The following is a 17,161-nucleotide window of genomic DNA, read 5'->3' as shown; positions in this document are numbered from 1 at the left end:
CTGCTTTTGCTCTCCACTTGGAAGTGTTGCTATCCAAGATCGACAGGAACAGTTTTTTAAGCCTAAAATCGTTGGGTCTTTAGGATTATGACTGACTTCAGCCACTATATTATCAGCGTTCTGAGGTTCTAATCCTGGAATCTCTCTTGCAGTTAAGCGAGTTCCATTCGTTAGAGAAATGACTTGTCTTTTAATGTGCAAGGAAAATTGAGTCTGAGGTTGAGAATAGGAAGGGGAAGACCTATCCTGATAAGCTTCTGGAGAAGCACGATTAAGATCGCGGTAGGCTAATTGATCTGGTGCATCGGCACTGCGAACAACGACGGTAAGATTGCCCACTCGCTGATTATCCCCTGGTTGGAGTGGCTGAGTTACCCCAGTGGCGATATCTTCGCAGAGGATTTGACCTTGGTTGAGTCGGTAACGCAGGGCAACAGGTGGCGCATTCGGGGCGTAAATAGTACAAGCTTTGGCATCGCCACCAATACTGACGGGTTCGGCTCCCAGATTGACTGTGCGGCTCTCTTTGGGATTGTATTGAATCTCCAGCCAAGCTGTACGAAAAGCGACTTCAACGAAAACGACCATTAAGCCGATAAAAAAGCCTAAAATAACCGCTCCAACTAAACGACCAGAGGCATCACCGGCACTCTGGGAAACCAACAAAAAGGCTAAAGCACCAAAGAAACCGCCGATCGCACCAGCAATAGTCGCTCGTTTTGCTTGTAGGTTAGAGATGAAAAAGCCCATCCCCCTTCCCAAAAGCCCTCCCAAAAGCGTCCATCCAGCGATCCAGCCAGCTTTAGCGAGGATTTCTGACTGGGCAACTAAACTCAACAGTGCTTGAGCAGAACCACCAGAAACGAGGCCTGCTAATAGCCCTCCTGCAAGTAAGATAGTGCCTTGACGAGTGGATAAAAACGGACGATGAAGATAGAAGTTTTGCCCGATTGCTAGGGCAAGAGATAAGCCAATGGCAAGCAAGGCTGTCCATAGACCGACAATAAACACCATATACCAAAACTGCTGGGCGTTAGGCTGCTGTTGTGCTGGTTTTGCTTCAATGGTGAATTCATAAATGGGTCGCTTTGGTTGACCATGAGAAATAGAACCAGAAAATTCTTGACTATTCCCCTCTACTAATACACCGACCGTAAAGGCAGTTGGGTCAGCATCGCCATGATTGGCATAATGATTGACAAACACCTGATATTTTCCTTTTGGTGCGCCTCCAGCAGGCCAGTAAATGTTTTCTACTGGCTCTTTTGATTGCCGTCCACTTGCGTTCATATCAACGTCAAGTTCGCCTCCTGATTGCGATCGCTTGTGCGAGTAATAAATCTCCTCTCCTGATGGATCGATACAATGTATATCTAAATCGTTGTAGTTATTCCATAACAGAGAAAGCTGAACATCCCCTGTTTTAGCTCCCTCTCTTTGCAGTCGTTTAGTCAGTTCTGGATTAAACACAAGTGCAGGTGTCGAGGCTTCTTGTTGTGTTTGTGGCAGCATTGTCCAAGATAAGAACCATTCACCCAATAACCATCCGATTAGGCAACCAAAAGCCCCTAATAAGCCGAATAAGAGAACCTTTTTCCAACTTGATGATTGTCTCATGATCGCACCTCTCCTTGAACTGAACCAAAGTTAATTTTCGTGCCAACCGCAAGCTTGATGCTGCGCCCAGGATCGATTTGCTTTTGCTGCCCGATAGGTAAAGTAGCTATCCAAAATTGATTGGAACAGTTTTGCAACCCTAAAATGCTGGGATCTTTGGGATTAGCATTTACTTCAGCGACTATTCCATTAGCACTTTGCGCTCCCAACCCAGGAATTTCCCCTGCCTGCAACCGAGTCCCGACAGTTAAAGGAATCGTCTTCTGCTGAATCCGCAGCGAAAAGGGAGCTTGAGGTAGGATCGGTGGACTGTAATACTGAGTCGCCCAATTCTGAGAACGAATTGGTGAAAGTTGCCGAGCTTTCAGAATGGCTGCCATTAAGAAGGCATAAGCTAAAATTCCGGCAAAGGCAGTGACGAGATTGCTGATAGCACCAGAAGCGTTCCAAAGGGCGTGCAGTGCTGATGCTGTCAAGTAGCCTATAGCCAAGATTGACCAACGTCTAGACGGTTTCAGGACGCTTAAGCCAATGAAATAACCAAAATAGCCGCTATAAGCCATGTGTCCGGCTACAGAACCAATAATTCGAGGAATGAGTAATTGTATCCCGATTAATTCTCCTGCGCCTTCCCCTGCCTGAGTTGCTACCTGCTGAATCGCTCCAGGCACATACTGTCCCAGGGTTTCTAGGAGGGTAAAGCCAGCAGCAGAGGCAGTTGCTAAGAGAATGCCATCAAGGGGTTCCCAGACACCCACTCGCTCTCGCCAAGGGGTTCTGAGCATTCGTCCTATCCCCAGCGCAAGGAAGACAGGTATGGCTTTGAGGAGTTCTTCTGCCATGCCTGCACCAAAAAAATAGTGGATAAACGAAGAAAGAAATCCTATTTCTGTTCCTTCTGTCGGTATTTCTCCTGGCAGGATTTGACGGAAAACCAAGATAAATAGCGACCAAATAGGACTGAGCAAGAGTAAAACGGTAGTTATTGCCGATCCTATCAGCAACCACCAGGGTTTTTGTTTGCCGCCCAATTGATAGACGAAGTAGTAGCCTGCCCCAATCAGATAGACTGCTAATAGGGCATTGAATAGGTCAGGATTACCGATCGCAGCAAATAGTCCGACGACTAATAAGACGGTAAGGACACCTGGTATCAGGTAAGCTTTTTTAAATAAATCCTGCCTTGTCGCGATGATGGGCAGCACTTGACTTAAATGAAGGGAGTCGCCAGGTTGGATATTTAAAGGACGACCAGGAAGTCCTGGATTGCTAACTTGACATTCAAAGACGAATTCTACACCCTGCTGACCGAGAGAAATGCGATCGCCTAATTGTAATGTCCGACAGCCTTGCAATCGCTGGTTATTAATATAAGTGCCATTGGAACTCCCTAAATCACAGATTTGCCAAGAAGGAGGACTTCCTGAAGGCATGACGGGACGAATTTCTAGATGGCGACTAGAGACTCCTGGATAGTTGGTGGAGTTGAGAACAATTTGACAGTTTGGCTCTCGTCCAATGACAATAGACTGATGGGTTGATAAGGGATGATGAGTAGGTGTAGTGTGGGCGGCTGCTTTAGGGTAAATTTGTCTTAAATAAGCGTTGTACTGAGGTTGTTGTGTCATTGGATTTGCCTATTTTCATTGAGGTAAGTGAGGTATTTCTTTATAAATAAAAAATTGGTAATGGCTGCAAAGGACAAGTTAATTTAAGGACAGAAATTTACTTTCGGTACTGCCCACAAAAAACCTTGAGTAGAGCTTGACAAAGTTTAGGATCGTAGTAAACTGAATGACTGTACTGGGTAAAGATTTCTTTGATTTTTTTCGTGGTAAGTTGTTCATATTTTTTAACACTCAATTGAAGATTAGTGAAATAGTGAAATAGAAGATCATTCTGTATAATTTTTATAATCTTTAAACTTATAGTCATTGACTCCTGGGAAAACCAAAAACTTAATGGCATTAACCTTATAATTATCACCAGAGCATTCCATTTCATCAGACTTTTCAAATTCAAATGCTGTTCTTGTTACACAAAATGAAAAATCATCAGCTCCCCACTTAATATTGTTTATTTGTCCATGAATGTAGATATCTCCTCGCTCGTTAAAATCTACCAAAACTTTTGTACATTCTCCTTTTTTAATATTCCACCATCCTCTTGATTTCCATCCGTCTCCGTCCCAATACATAATTGCAGCATCAATTATGTCATTAGAAGTTTGATTGCAAAGGTTTAAATAAGTATCTCCAGATATATTAAGATTATTCTCCAGATTATTCTCAACATTTTCTAGAGTATTTTGAAAATTTTGTACTTGATTATAAAGCAAATTTCTCTTATTTGTAATATTCTCAACTTTTTGATTATGTTCAGTTATAAGATTCTCAACTTCTTGATCATGTTCAGTTGTCAGGCTCTTGATTTTTTGATTATGTTCAGTTATCAAATTTTCAGTTTTTTGATTATACTCAATGGTAAGATTGTTCAAATTTTCAGTAAGATTGCCCATTTGTTGATTTTTTTGATAAGCATAAATTCCAAGCAAAAAAGCTGCTAATGCTGAGATGCCAGCCAATATAGAAACAAAATTGGCAGCAAACTTATGGGCTGATTTCTGATTAATATTTTGCTGTTGTCTGGCTGTTGTTATTGCTTCATTTAGCTTGCCTACTTCTTGTTTCCATTGCTGTATTTCTTGCTCGGATTGATCTAATTTTTTTTCATATTCTTCTCTTTGTTTTTGCTCTTTTTCTGCTTGTTGTTGTCGTTCTACAATTAATTGCTGTTGACTCTGAAAGTCATTTTTAGTTCGTGGTTGGGAAATCACCCCTAATGCTAATCCCCAAGAATCTACAGCCCAGTAAGCAGATTCCTCAGCTATTCCTAGCTCATCTTGTAATCGCTTTGTAAGCTTGGATAAAATAACTGCTTGAGGAATCTGATTCTGGGATTTTAGTAACTCGGTAGCCACGCCTTTTTTAAGAGCATTCACTAAAAGAAAGACTTCCTTGCTATATTGCCCACAAAAGTCCTTTAGTAATCCTTCACAGCGTTGAGGGTTGTCAGAAACATCCTGTCCGTACTGGGTAATAATTTCACAAAGCTTTTGTCGAGGTAACTCGTTCATAGGTCTTTTCCTGCGCTCAGGTTTTCGATGTAACCACTAATTTGAGCTTTAGTTCCACACCAAGGACAGGTATGAAAGCTACCCTGCTCACCTCCGCAAGACACTTTATTACAGCGAGAGAATAAAGAACCCCCGCATTTAACAAAGCTCTTTTGTTCGCAGTAAGGACAACCCGGATAAGTATCATCTACCGAAAAACTGCCAGCAATTTGGCTTTTGTCGTAGCCTTCCCGTTGTGCGGCTGCTTCCTTAATGGGAAAAGCCCAATCAGCTATCCACTGATTTGGTAATTTTTCCTCCATGCGAATGCCAAAGCTTTGCTTGGAGTGGCTACATCGAGCCATGATGATAACGACTTTAAGAGTAGTCATCGGGTTGAGATCCTGTTGAAAGATGATTGTTCAGAAGTATTTTTAGCGGGTTGTTGTTTAATTTTGATCCGATTGATTTCTAACTTCATCTCATTTTCTGTCTGTTGTTGGCGTTTTAACTCTGCGTTAATCCCGTCCAGACGAAAAAAAAGAGAAACACTGAGGGCAGTGCTAATAACAGATAAAGGAAGCGTCACAATTAAACCTAGTATTACCAACACAACCTTGTTATCAATTTTTTTTTGATGGTTATCTAAGCGTTTTACCGTACTCTCAATTCCTGAGATATCTTTTTGTTGTCTCATGCTGGACTCCTTAACTAATGTAACTTGCCTATCTAAATCTTCTACACGGTCTGTTAGATAATCCCGATCATCGGTTTCAAGTCTTTTAATCATGCCTAGAGTGATGTCATCTCCGCTGCCTTTTTCTGAAGTCTCTTGAAGAAATCCTTCTAATTTTTGTCGGACTTCTTCAGTCAGATTTGACTTGAACATCTGTCGATAATCTTGACCAATTTTAAAAAATCCTTCGTCAGTAGAAAAAGAATTGGAGTAGCCATCAGTAGAAACTAGAATTAAAGCAGGTATTTCTTTGGGCGTACCTTGTGGATACGGTTTTATATGAACCTGAAATTCATTCCATGCCTTATTCATACAGAGTGAAGTTGTCTCATTGGCAATTAGGTTGGGATCCCGCTCCAAAGGTCGAGTCGTATTTCCCTTAGAATCCACCTCAAGAATGTCACCATCCCCTAGCTGAATATAGACAATGAAAAACTCGGTCACTAAAACTGCCAAGAGTGTAGCCCCGTAAGCCAGAAAAATATTATTTTCAACGGCTTGCCAAGCAGCTTCTCCATCTTTCTGAACAAGAATCTTTTTCTCTTCATCAGTAAAGTTGGGTTTATTAGTTAATTTTTCTTCATCATTTTCTGATAAACCCAAATCTTTGTTGACAGCTTTTCTCCACTCATTGACAAGTCTCTGTGGCAGAAGCCTTTCGGCTGCATCTTTGAGTGCCGAGAAATTAACATCACTGGGTTGACTGCTCAAGAAAAATTCTTGAATTACTTTAATTGCCGTTTCAACAGCAAAACGAGAGCCTCTATCGCTGCGAAAACTTTTGGCACTGCCATGGCCATCTGATACAGCCAAAATCAATGGCAGACCGATGCCTGATTCTGGAAACCGGCGAATGGCATCCTGATTGGGCAATCCAGAACGCACATGAGAGGCTCCTTTGACAGATTCACCAATGCACCGCCATTTTAGTTGGGGTATATTTTCTTTCATGAGTCCTCCATTTCACCAGACATCAGATGCACTATCGATAACATTTTGAGGCACTGGAATTGGGACATTTCCGCCTCCCAAATTAGAGTTTTTGGCTTGACTGCTAGGAGAAGAGGCAGCTTTTAAAACAACAGTAGAAACCCATTTAATCTGTTTGACTAGATTTTCGGGACTATTAGATTGAAGAGGCCTTAGTTCTGAGTGTCCAATAAACTTCTGCAATGGTTCATGATCTGCATCTCCACCAACTGCGATGGCAATTCGTACAGCCTTCTTGCCCCAAGGCTGTTCCATCAAGTGTCTCAGTCCACTGCTAAAGTCGTCAGTCGGCTGACCGTCAGAAATCAGCACTAAAACAGGGGGAAGCGCCCGGTCAGTCATGGGCGGTATTTTAAGTTGGTCTGCAACCATAGAGAGGGCTTTACCCATATCTGTGACACCATCAGCGGTCAAATCTGTCCACTTAAAATTTTCAACTGGTGTAGGTTGAGCTATGTGCCACTGCGCTCCACTAGAAAATTTAAGGGCGCGAACTAATACTTGTGCATTGGGATTCTCATTTGCTTCTTTTTGCATTAAGGGAATTGCTTCACGAATGGCTGTATTGAGAACCTGGATTTTGCCGTTTACAGACATAGAACCAGAACAATCACAAATCCAGATAAAATGTAAGGGGCGGCTTGACAACCCTTCACCTGGTAGTGGCATATTCAATATCTCCTTGATTCAGTAAAAAAAGTGGATTTCTAAACAGGGAATAACATTTCAAAGACGAATCTCACCTTCTGCTTTGCCGAAGTTGATCTTTGTTCCTACAGCCATAGTTGCACTGCGTCCTGGTTCGACATCCTTAACTTGATTATCAGCCGTAGTACAGAGCCATTTTTCTTGCATAAGATTTTTAATTCCCCAAATATTAGGATCATTGGGATGTCGAGTGACTTCAGCGACTGGTTGAGAAAAGTCAAACAATTTTACATTAATATGATGGGGAAATAGCTTGGTATCGTGATTCAACATAATGATATTTTTGTCAATGCGAATTCGAGGGGGCAAGCGAATTTCTTTCTGACATGACCAACAAGGGTTAGGTTTACCGCCTGATGCTTTTATTACATCAGGATCGTAGAAGTTCTCAGCACCACAGTGAGGACAGTAGATGATAGAATCGCGCAAGTTTACCATTGCTCCCCGCCACTCTGACTCCCTGACGCGGCCATTTTCTGGGTCTTGAATACCTTTAGTAAATGCCTTGGTAAACAGTTCGCGGAGAAATTGTGGATAAATAGGCCAGAAGGCAAGGGCATTATCATGGTAGCCACGTACTGGTACATTGGAATTGTCTTTGGGGTCAAAAATGAACACCGCCTCAGTACCATAAAGCTTATTCATCGCTGGAGCGTCCAGACATTTAATTTCGGTTTCTTTCTTTCCTTCCAAGGGGTGATGGATCATTAACATATAGAACAGTAAAACTGCCAAAGAGTACAAATCCGTTTGCGTACTCGGTCTCGCTTGTTCAGTAATGATTTCTGGTGCTATAAAGCGTGGTGTTCCCATAACACCACCTTCTTGATCCCCATTGATGGTGACGTTATCGTTATCACAGATTAAAACATCCCCAGTGTTGGGATTAAAGAAAACATTACCGAAAGAGATATCGCGGTAACATAACCCTTTGGTATGAAGTTGAAAAAAGCCATCGGCCAGTTCAAATCCTGCGGTTGTTAAAGCTCTGAAGGTGGGTTCTGGTTTAATGCGCCGTTTCATTAGATCGACAAAGCCTTTATATTGAAGTTCTCGCAATGGCATGACATAGCCAAACCCTTCTATGCCAGGCTCTGATACAATATCTATAGGCCACAGAAAGCGATCACTCGGTGCGCCAGAATGGATCGCCGCCTCAAGCCGTTCGTACTGGCGAGGATCTGCCTGAATGGAGTGGGAGTAATACCATTTCAGCGCTACAGGCTGACCGGCTAAATTAGCTCGATAGACTTCTCCTTGACCGCCACCGCCAAGTAATTGCTCTACCGTGCAAGGGGTTTTAGAAGATTCTGTATGGACTGTCTGTCCAGATTTGAGTAGGTCACTCACCTTGTTCCTCCTTTTTAGGGTAACTTAAGCAAATGGAATGTTTTTGAAGATGATTCTTCTTTCTTATAGCTCAAGTAAATATAATTAATTCACTCCTATTACATTTTTTTAATAAAAATTTGGTTCTTCGGTTTGTGTTATGCAATGGACGGGGATTATAATAAATGTAACCCTTATATAGAAAGACATTTGGCAATTTTTGTCAATTGTTCTCGATCTAGAACGAACTAATCAATTAAGTCTCTTGCCAGATAAGGATTTAGTCGATTTATGCCCCCCTATCGAACCATACCAAGTAACGAAGAACCATTTCTTGGGTAATTATTGCCTAACCCACCCGCTCAATAATCTTAATTTTTAATCCGATGAGGGGGGATTTTCTTCCCTTTTTGAGCGAGTTTCTGGGGGAGTATCTTTTCCGATAGTTTCTTCCGGGGGCAAATTTTCCTCGGTAACTTCAATAATCACCGTTTCGCTAACAGCAATAGTTTCGACTTCAACATTGGCAACAGGTTCAGTCGGGGGAATTTCTGGGGGAATTTCGGCAGGGTTGATCTCTTCCGTTGCCAAATCAAAATCATCGAAATCATCGAAATCATCGAAAGTTTCCCCATCATCAATAATTTCTGCGGCTTTTTCCCCAATTTCTGTCACTGATTCTGTAATAGTTTCCCCGATAGCCGCGGCTTTTTCTGTAACGGGGTCCACCGTTTCTTGAGCTTTTTCCGCAATTTCTGTCACTGATTCTGTAATAGTTTCCCCGATAGCCGCGGCTTTTTCTATAACAGGGTCCACCGTTTCTTTAACCGTTTCTTTAACTTTTGCCGCTACTTTCTCAGCTTTAGCTTTAGTTTTAGGGGATTGGGAGGGAGTAACTTTGCCGAGACGATTGCCTAACCAACCGACAATAGTAAATAATTTAACCGGTTTGTCGGGATAAAAAAGTGCTTGTCTGAGTTTGAGAGTTTGCCAAGCGAAAGCAATAAATAAAATGGCCGCGGCAACTTGTCCCAGGAGGATAGCGCCTGTAATCCTCCCCGCGCACAACCAGAGAACAAGGGCATAGAATAATCCTACCGCACTCCAGAGAAAATCATCTTGACGGTGGCGATCGGGGGCGATAAAAGCGGTGGTGAGGAGGTACAGACTACTCAATCCCACAACGACCGCTAGGATATAGGGCAACATTTGTGATTCTCCTTTGACATTTCCTTTTTTATTGTGCGTTATTTGGGGTCGATCGAGTCTATTTTTTGATTAATTTTCAAAATTATCGAGTCAAATTGTCTTCACCGGTGTTTATGAATAGCCAGCGTCAATATTAGAAAATTCTTGGTTTATCCTCTTATGCTGGTGCTGATCAGATTAAACAAGCTTTCGGATCAAACGATTAAGTTTTGATATTTAACAAGCAAAGAGGAATTAGGAACCCTTGATCAACCCACAGACAAACTGTTATCTTTAGTAATTAGTGCCGATGAGAAATATTTAATTAGTGGTATTGCTGACAAAACTGTAAAAATTTGGGAAAATGGGCAATAGTAACAACTCAAGATAACTGCTATAATTAGAAACTTATGCCGACAATATTTTATTGGGGAGAAGATGAATTTGCTATTAACCAAGCGGTGAAAAATCTGCAAGTAAAACTTCTCGATCCCAATTGGATACAGTTCAATTATGATAAAATCAACGGCGATCGCAATGAAGCAATTATCGAGGCCCTCAATCAAGCGATGACTCCAGTTTTCGGCATGGGAAATCGTTTAGTTTGGTTAGCTGATACGGTTATTTGTCAACAATGTTCCGAGGATATTTTCCAGGAATTACAGCGCACTTTGCCCAATTTACCCGAAAATTCCTATCTGTTATTAACCAGTGCCAAAAAACCCGACTCCCGCTTAAAATCGAGTAAGTTTATCCAAAATCAGGCGGAGGTTAAAGAATTTGAACTAATTCCGCCTTGGAAAGTCGAGGAAATTGCCCAAAGAGTTAGGGAAATTGCCAAAGAAGTGGGAGTAAAATTAACTCCCGATGCGATCGAACTCTTAGCAGAAGCGGTGGGAAATAACAGCCGCTTGCTGTGGATGGAGTTAGAAAAACTGCGTTTATTTAAAAATAATTCGGCGGGAACTATTGACAAAAATGACATTTTAAGCTTAGTCAATGCCAGCAATCAAAGCAGCTTACAGTTAGCCAGTGCTATTTTAAAACGAGAGACAGGCAAGGCCCTAGAATTAGTCAATGAATTATTAAATCGCAACGAGAACCCCCTGGGTATCACCGCCACCCTAGTGGGTCAATTTCGCACTTGGGCAATAGTGAAATTAAAAATTGAAGAAGGAGAAAAAGACGACAAAAATATCGCCGCCGCCGCCGAAATTGCCAATCCCAAGCGACTGTATTTCATTCGCAAAGAGATACAATCCTTTTCTTCTAAACAACTTCTGGCCACCTTGCCCATACTTCTCGAATTAGAATATCGTCTCAAGCGGGGTGCAGAACCTTTGGCAACTTTGCAAACCAAAATTATTGAACTTTGTTGTTTATTGGTGACTTAATACTCTTCCTTACCTTTCAGAAATCCTCTAGAATAAGATTCTATAGACTTCTAAACAGCCACAATGACCGATGATGCCATCCCTAGTCTAAACTTAGCGATCTCTACTTTAGCCACGAGTAATAATTTCGCCCGTTGGGTGACGAAAGCACCCCTACCCGGGGGATATGTGCATCATGACTGTGAATGGACCGAGAGTCTAACCACGGAATGGATGGCATGGCAGGAAATGTTCTGTCTGCAAAAAATGCCGACCTTGCCGATGTTAGAGCAATTAGAAGCAAATTCTCGACCTAAACTGATTCTTTCGGGAGAAGGCGGCAGTTATAGCGGTCAATTAATGCAGAAACTAGGTATTAGTCTCTGGGAATGGTTATTTCAAGCATCAATTAGTCAAAGTTTCGCCCAAAGTCAGGGAATCGCCCTCGGCAAAAATCAGCCCCTGCGAATTCGCTTGGAATGTCGCAACCCCTATTTAATTTTGCTGCCCTGGGAAATTATGCAGCAAGCGGGTAAACAGGCCATATCTCTGCATCCGAATATACTCTTTAGCCGCACCACCAGCGATGTGGACCCACTGCCACCGATAAAAACGAGTAATAGTCTCAATATTCTCTTAGTTATCGGCGAAAAACAGATTAAAACCGCCGCTAGTTCCCTCAACCTCAGCGCCATTAATACGGGTGGAGAAACTAATCCCGACCAGGCACTCGAATCCGAGGCCGCCAATCTTATCCGGGCCATCTCTCCTGGGGGCAGTGGTTCCCTCCCTCAGAATTGGGGAGTGAAAATCAAAGTCGATACCCTAATTCGACCAGGGGCCGAAGAACTGACCAGGGCCTTGGATACGGGTAAATATCAAGCTTTTTTCTACGCCGGCCACGGAATCGCCGCCCCCAATGGCGGTTCCCTATTTCTGCGGACAGGAGAACAGCTAAACGGGACGGAGTTGGCCCAAGCTTTAGTGAGAAATCAAGTCATTTTAACCGTTTTTAATGCCTGTTGGGGTGCTTATCCCGCTAAATCGGGTCAGGAGATGATCCCCCGCAGCAGTCTGGCGGAAGTCTTGATTCACCACGGCGTTCCCGCAGTTTTGGCCATGCGAGATGCGATCGCAGATCGCGAGGCCTTGAGTTTTATCGAAGTTTTTACCCGCAGCCTCCTCGGGTTCAAAGACAAAGAAGCGCAGATGTCCAAGTTGTTTCCCGCTCCAAGAGTCCCTATCGATCAGGCCGTTCGTATCGCCAGGCAGCAGTTATTAACCCTCTACAAGTACAATCAGCCCGCTTGGACTTTGCCGATTCTCTATATGCACCCGGACTTCGACGGGCAATTGCTGCAAACCTTTGATGAGACTCAATCACCGACGGTTATGCCCCATATCTCCGGAACCATGCCCGCCGCTTTCTTATACTATCTCGATCGTCCCGAAAGAAAATTGTCAATCCGTGGTGGTGGCATGAATATAGGACGGGACAGGGAAAATGATCTACAGATTACTGAAAAATGGGTTAGTAAAAACCATTGTCGGATAATTTGCCGTAAAAATGCCGATCATCCCGACTATCAATACTTTCTCGAAGATTTCTCCCGTTTTGGTACTTTTATCTACCAAGATGGCCACTGGAAGCAGGTACATAACCAAGAAGTTCCCCTAGAGTCTGGTTTACAGATTCGCTTCGGCAGTTACCAAGGCCAAATCCTCGCATTTGTGGTGGAATAATTAGGGTTTGTCGCAAAAGTTTGTCGTCGGGAGTGGGAATTATGAATTATGAATTATGAATTATGAATTAGACCTCGACCTAATATAATCTCAAGACTAAAAGTCTTTCTAGTTAAGGAATCTACCCGAATAAAAATTATTTTAATTGCTTCATATTTTTTCAGTAAAATTGAATTAGCAACGATAGATATACATTACAGCCATCGAACTGTTTAGTTAGTACATAGACCAAAAGCAAGCTGTGACTGGGTTATAATTTTTGGAGATGTCTATTGGGGAAGTGGGGTGCGGGGAGATGGGAGAATAAATAAAATAGTCTCCTGTCTCCTGTCTCCTGTCTCCTAACCCGACCAACAAACTTTTTGCCGCCAACCCTATCTAACTTTTTGCTTCCTCTTTAAGGGAATAAATTGGTTTAAACCAACCTTTGCGCCAGAAGTAGAAAATCAAGCCTCCCGCTACGGCTAACATGACTAACCAGACCATGAAGTAACTCCATTCTCCTTTTAATTCTGGCATATTCTCGAAGTTCATGCCATAGACACCAACGATAAAAGTTAAGGGAATAAAAATAGTCGAAATTACGGTTAAAAACTTCATAATTTCGTTTAATTTATTGCCCATAGTGGACATATAAACATCCATCAAACTCGCCGCTAATTCTCGATAAGCTTCGATAATTTCCAGAATTTGAATGACGTGGTCGTAGGAATCCCGAAAATAAATTTGTACCTCATCGCTGACTATACCATGATGGTCACGCATGAGTAAATGTAGGACATTTCGCATCGGCCAAATTAAGCGACGCAGTGCCAATAATTCCCGACGGACATCATAGATTTCCTGCATTGTATCTCGATCGGGATTACTAATAATCGCATCTTCCAACGCTTCAATCCGATCTTCGTAGTGTTCTACCACGGGAAAATAACCATCGATAATCGTATCTAATAATAAATAGGTTAAATAATCCGCCCCCGATTTCCGTACTCGTCCCTGGGAAGTGCGAATTCGATCTCTCACTATCTCAAAACAGTCCTGTAATTCCTCCTCTTGAAAACTTAAAAGATAGCGTTTTCCCAAGACAAAACTCACCTGTTCCGTATCAAAACCGCTTTCATCTTCCTTCAGTCGCACCATCTGAGAAATCACTAACAATTGATTGTTATAGTCCTCTAACTTGGGTCGCTGCGGCACATTAACCACATCTTCTAATAACAAAGGATGCAGATTAAAAATTTCTCCTACCTGTTTTAAAACCGTCTCACTCCCTAACCCTTGAATATCCATCCAAGACACGGTATTTGTGCCAATATAGGGGGCGCAAGCATTGGGGGTAATATCCACCTTGCGAACGGCGTTATCTTCATCGTAGTCAATTAAAATAATCCGCGAGGGTTTGGCATCCGGTTCGATAATTAATGTCCCTGGTTCACTACCCGGTTCATCATAAAAATAATCGAAGTAGTCTTCTTCCTCGTCTCCATCGGTATCGGGACGATTGTTGACGAATATATCGGGTTGTAGTTGGGTCATAAGCTTACAACAATCTGGCTAATTTGGGCAATAAGAAAACAGAAAAGTTAAAAAATTTAATTTGCCTAAAGTTACTATCTATCGCCATGAGATTACATTGACATACTCCCACCGTCAAGCTACGCTGTGACGGGGGATTCTTTCCATATCACTATCGGAAATTCCTTGTTCAACGAGACAGCTTAGATTCTCAATGTCTCCACTGAAACCCCAGAGGCCAGACTCTCCCAAGGCGTTTGGGTCGGTTTCTGTTTGCCCAACAGTACCGTTGACACTTCGACTTCGCTCAGTGTCAATGCCGAGCGAAGTGTCTCCTGAGCTACGTCGAAGGGTCGAGGCATTGAGATGATTTCCCAAATATTGCAACCCTTTTTTAAGAATATTTATTGCTGCATTATGATCCCTATCTAAGATTGTTTTACAGTTAGGACATTGATGAGTTCTAGTGCTTAATGTTTTTTGAACTCTCGTCCCACAAACTGAACAATCTTGGCTAGTAAAATGGGGAGGAACAGCAACACAAACAATCCGATAAATCTTGGCAAAATAATTCAACCATTCAGTGAATTGATACCAAGAAGCATCAGAAATCGACTTGGCCAGCTTACGGTTTTTGACTAAGTTTCTTACCTTTAAAGCTTCATAAACTACCAGATCATTAGACTGGACTAACGCCAAAGCGTCTTTAATTGCTTTGTCTTTACGTTGTCTTGATACTTTAAGATGAAGCCTAGCCACTTTTATCCGTTGCTTGTGATAATTGTTAGACTGTTTTTTCCCTTTACGAAACTTTTTGGATAACCGTCGTTGTGCTTTTTTAAGTCGTTTTTCTGACTTGCTTAAATAACGTGGATTCTCTACAGTATTGCCTTGGGCATCGGTATAAAATTCCTTTAACCCTAAGTCAATTCCTGTTATTTGTCCCGTTGGTTCATGGTATTCTTGCCGCTCTACGTCAATTAAAAACTGGCAATAATAACCGTCAGCACGTCTAACAACTCTTACCCGTTTAATCTGTTGTTCTGAATAATAAACTAAGGTTTTCTGACTACACCATAAATCAAATTCTCCTGCTTTAAAACCATCAGTGAACTTGATTTTACGTCGATCATCAGATAGTTTGTAACCCGTTAGTTTATACTCAACATCTCGACTTCGCTCGACGTTGACCCTGAGCGAAGCCGAAGGGTCAACCGAACGGCTATGCTTTTTGAACCGAGGAAAACCCTTTTTCCCCGGTATCTTAGCATGACAATTCTGGTAAAACCTATTAATTGATTGCCAGGCTCTATCAGCAGCCGATTGACGAGCTTGAGAGTTTAATTTATTAACCCATGGTGTCTCTTTATTGTTAGCTAGTACCGCACAAAGCTTTTGAAGATCATTCCGGGTTGTCCCCTTATTGTCCATCCAATAACGAACACAAGAGTTACGCACAAACTGAGAAGTTCTAATAGCTTCATCAAGTCTTTGGTATTGTTCTGGTGTCCCGTTTTTTAACTTGGCTTCTACTACTAGCATCGATTAATCCTCGACCCTGGATCGTTTAATCATAACATAGTTTACCTACAAATGGTAGAATTAAAATCGTGCTTCGCAGTCAATATCCTAGTCGGATTTCATCCCCCGCAAAGGTTGATGTCTTGTCGAAAAATTTAGCGGGGGCATTCATCCGACATTTTAGGTAAACTGAAGATTGTTTACTGATTTATTCCCTCCTGATGATTGTCAACGATGAGATTAATCGGGAGAATTAGCAATATTGACGGCCAAAATTTATGGAATCCGCCTCTTTTATTCCCCGTCTAGTTATCCCCGTCGGTGATCCCGCCGGGATCGGTCCTGAAGTGGTGTTAAAAGCGATCACCGATTCCCCAATCTCGTGCCGTTGTCAGATTACTCTAATCGGCACCAGAACGCTTCTCGAAAAAGCCTATCACGATCCCTATCTCCTCGATCGCTTTTCTCTGATCGATTTGCCCTACAATCAAGAAAAAATCGTTTTCGGGCGTGGGGATGCCCATAGTGGTGAAATTAGCTTTCTTTACCTGCAAGAAGCCATAAAACGCACCCTCAAGGGCGAATTTGACGGTATTGTCACCGGTCCGATTGCTAAATCCTGTTGGCAGTTGGCCGGTTATGATTTCCCCGGTCAAACCGAGGTTTTAGCTACCATGGTGGGAATTAACCGTTATGGGATGCTATTCGTCGCTAAATCCCCTCACACCGGCTATAACTTACGCACTCTCCTCGCCACTACCCATATCCCCCTGCGAGAAGTTCCCGATGCTCTTAACCCCGATCTGATGACCCGAAAACTAGATCTATTGATCGAGTCTTTAAAGCTAGATTTTGGCATCGATCGCCCAAAAATCGCCATATCCGGCCTTAATCCCCACAGTGGCGAAGCGGGAAAACTGGGAAGGGAAGAAAAGGACTGGTTACAGCCTTGGTTGGAGTCAATGGGGCAGCAATACCCGCAAACCCAATTAATCGGCCTTGTCCCCCCCGATACGCTTTGGGTGGAACCGGGACGCGCTTGGTTTAGCGGTCAAGGGCAACCCGCCGACGCATATCTGGCATTATACCACGATCAGGGCTTAATTCCCGTGAAATTAATGGCTTTTGACTGTGCTGTTAACACTACCATCGGTTTACCTTTTGTTCGCACCTCTCCAGACCACGGGACGGCTTTTGATATCGCCGGTCTTGGCATCGCTAGACCCCAGAGTATGCAAGCGGCAATCCAATTAGCGATCGAATTATGTCAGCAGCGAGACAACCGGAGAACTAAACTAGAGATATAGCCCTCGATAGGAGACAAAT

General features: G+C 42.6%; 13 protein-coding genes and 1 pseudogene. 4 read left to right on the top strand and 10 right to left on the bottom strand.

Annotation, left to right across the window (positions count from 1 at the left end):
- From IM475_RS01895 to IM475_RS01860, 8 genes are all read right to left on the bottom strand, one after another.
- Positions 1 to 1,617 (bottom strand): YfaP family protein (locus IM475_RS01895; protein WP_287726510.1); only part of this gene is annotated, 1,617 nt, incomplete at its 3' end.
- On the bottom strand, positions 1,614 to 3,245 hold the full coding sequence (locus IM475_RS01890; RefSeq protein ID WP_287726509.1) for a PrsW family glutamic-type intramembrane protease: 1,632 nt from the start codon (positions 3,243 to 3,245) through the stop codon (positions 1,614 to 1,616). The genes IM475_RS01890 and IM475_RS01895, both read right to left, overlap by 4 nt.
- Positions 3,246 to 3,511: 266 nt before the next feature.
- A complete protein-coding gene (locus IM475_RS01885; RefSeq protein ID WP_287726508.1) occupies positions 3,512 to 4,753 on the bottom strand; it encodes a DUF1036 domain-containing protein in 1,242 nt (413 codons plus the stop codon).
- Positions 4,750 to 5,124, bottom strand: coding sequence for a hypothetical protein (locus IM475_RS01880; protein WP_287726507.1), 375 nt, complete (start codon positions 5,122 to 5,124; stop codon positions 4,750 to 4,752). Before IM475_RS01880 ends, IM475_RS01885 begins: the two co-directional genes overlap by 4 nt.
- Positions 5,121 to 6,419, bottom strand: coding sequence for a PP2C family serine/threonine-protein phosphatase (locus IM475_RS01875; RefSeq protein WP_287726506.1), 1,299 nt, complete (start codon positions 6,417 to 6,419; stop codon positions 5,121 to 5,123). Before IM475_RS01875 ends, IM475_RS01880 begins: the two co-directional genes overlap by 4 nt.
- A 12-nt stretch (positions 6,420 to 6,431) precedes the next feature.
- On the bottom strand, positions 6,432 to 7,127 hold the full coding sequence (locus IM475_RS01870; protein ID WP_002799071.1) for a vWA domain-containing protein: 696 nt from the start codon (positions 7,125 to 7,127) through the stop codon (positions 6,432 to 6,434).
- Between the two features lie 57 nt (positions 7,128 to 7,184).
- Positions 7,185 to 8,516 (bottom strand): protein kinase domain-containing protein, encoded by a 1,332-nt coding sequence (locus IM475_RS01865; protein ID WP_079208033.1) that lies wholly within the window; start codon positions 8,514 to 8,516, stop codon positions 7,185 to 7,187.
- 357 nt (positions 8,517 to 8,873) lie between these two features.
- Entirely contained in the window at positions 8,874 to 9,704 is an 831-nt protein-coding gene (locus IM475_RS01860; protein WP_287726505.1) for a Ycf66 family protein, read from the bottom strand.
- A gap of 165 nt (positions 9,705 to 9,869) precedes the next feature.
- Here IM475_RS01860 and IM475_RS22920 point away from each other — a divergent pair.
- From IM475_RS22920 to IM475_RS01850, 3 genes and pseudogenes are all read left to right on the top strand, one after another.
- Positions 9,870 to 10,058 (top strand): annotated as a pseudogene (locus IM475_RS22920) (WD40 repeat domain-containing protein).
- Positions 10,059 to 10,093: 35 nt separating this feature from the next.
- On the top strand, positions 10,094 to 11,077 hold the full coding sequence (holA, locus tag IM475_RS01855) for a DNA polymerase III subunit delta (RefSeq protein WP_287659598.1): 984 nt from the start codon (positions 10,094 to 10,096) through the stop codon (positions 11,075 to 11,077).
- A gap of 63 nt (positions 11,078 to 11,140) precedes the next feature.
- Entirely contained in the window at positions 11,141 to 12,799 is a 1,659-nt protein-coding gene (locus tag IM475_RS01850) for a CHAT domain-containing protein (RefSeq protein WP_287726504.1), read from the top strand.
- A gap of 378 nt (positions 12,800 to 13,177) precedes the next feature.
- On the opposite strand, the gene corA is transcribed toward IM475_RS01850, so the two are convergent.
- Both corA and IM475_RS01840 read right to left on the bottom strand, forming a co-directional pair.
- Complete coding sequence (gene corA, locus IM475_RS01845) at positions 13,178 to 14,335, bottom strand: magnesium/cobalt transporter CorA (protein WP_004268014.1); 1,158 nt, start codon at positions 14,333 to 14,335, stop codon at positions 13,178 to 13,180.
- Positions 14,336 to 14,449: 114 nt separating this feature from the next.
- Positions 14,450 to 15,856 (bottom strand): RNA-guided endonuclease InsQ/TnpB family protein, encoded by a 1,407-nt coding sequence (locus IM475_RS01840; protein WP_287726503.1) that lies wholly within the window; start codon positions 15,854 to 15,856, stop codon positions 14,450 to 14,452.
- A 257-nt stretch (positions 15,857 to 16,113) separates the two neighbouring features.
- Between IM475_RS01840 and pdxA the strand changes: the two genes are divergently transcribed.
- Entirely contained in the window at positions 16,114 to 17,142 is a 1,029-nt protein-coding gene (gene pdxA / locus IM475_RS01835; RefSeq protein ID WP_287726502.1) for a 4-hydroxythreonine-4-phosphate dehydrogenase PdxA, read from the top strand.
- Positions 17,143 to 17,161: the final 19 nt, after the last annotated feature.

The organism is Microcystis sp. M061S2 (assembly GCF_020245605.1).
Classification (GTDB): domain Bacteria; phylum Cyanobacteriota; class Cyanobacteriia; order Cyanobacteriales; family Microcystaceae; genus Microcystis.
Note: the sequence above shows the minus strand (reverse complement) of the source record. Positions and strands in the feature narration are given on the sequence as shown.